This is a genomic window from Kitasatospora sp. MY 5-36 (genome assembly GCF_001182915.1).
In the GTDB taxonomy this organism is placed as follows: Bacteria; Actinomycetota; Actinomycetes; order Streptomycetales; family Streptomycetaceae; genus Kitasatospora.
Window position 1 is genome coordinate 1 of the sequence record NZ_LFVW01001338.1, and the last position, 843, is coordinate 843.

General features: G+C 77.5%; 1 protein-coding gene. It reads left to right on the top strand.

Features of this window, described 5'->3' with window-relative positions; translation table 11 throughout:
• The coding region (locus AE652_RS42315; protein ID WP_049661544.1) for an SDR family NAD(P)-dependent oxidoreductase at positions 1-843 on the top strand (843 nt) is incomplete at both ends.

Below are 843 nucleotides of genomic sequence, written 5' to 3' on the forward strand. Positions count from 1 at the left end.
CGCCGACCCCCGCCCCGAGCCCGAGTCCGCCTGGCGCGCCGGCCGCCCCTGGGTCCCCCGGCTGGCACCGGCCGAGGCCGCCCCCGAACCGGCCGGGGACGGCTGCTCACTGCTCACCCCCGGCGCCCGCTACCTCGTCACCGGCGGCCTCGGCGGGATCGCCGCCGAGCTGCTGCCCGGACTGCTGCGCGAGTACGGCTCCCGGCTGCTGATCGTCGGCCGCAGCGACCTCGACGCCCCGACCGCCGAGGCGGCCGAACGCCGGGCCGCGCTGCGCCGACTGGCCGCCCAGGGCGGTCAGGTCACCTACCGCCAGGCCGATGTGACGAATCGTCAGCAACTGGCGGAGGTGCTCGCCGAGGCCGAGCGGGAGTGGCAGGCACCGCTGGACGGCGTGCTCCACCTGGCCGGCGGCTACCGGCTCACGCTCCTCGCCGACACCGGTACCGAGGACTGGCGCGAGGCCGTCCGGACCAAGGCCGAGGGCACCGACCACCTCATCGAGCTGGTCCGACAGCGCCCCGGCGCCCAGTTCGTCGCCTTCTCCTCGATGATCGGCCTCCAGGAGGCGGTCGGCTCCACCGGGTACGCCGCCGCCAACCGCTACCTGGAGAGCACCGTCGAGCGGCTGCGCCGGGAGACCGGCACCCCGGCCTGGACGATCTCCTGGGGCCTGTGGAGCGGGGTCGGCATGAACCGCGACACCGAGAACGAGCAGGCCGCCGCCGGCCGGGGCATCGCCGTGCTGAGCGCCGCGCACGGCCGCCGGCTGGCCGCCCTGCTGCTGGCGGGCGCCCCGGGCCACCGGTACGCCGGTCCGGACCCGAGCTCCCCCGCCGCCCG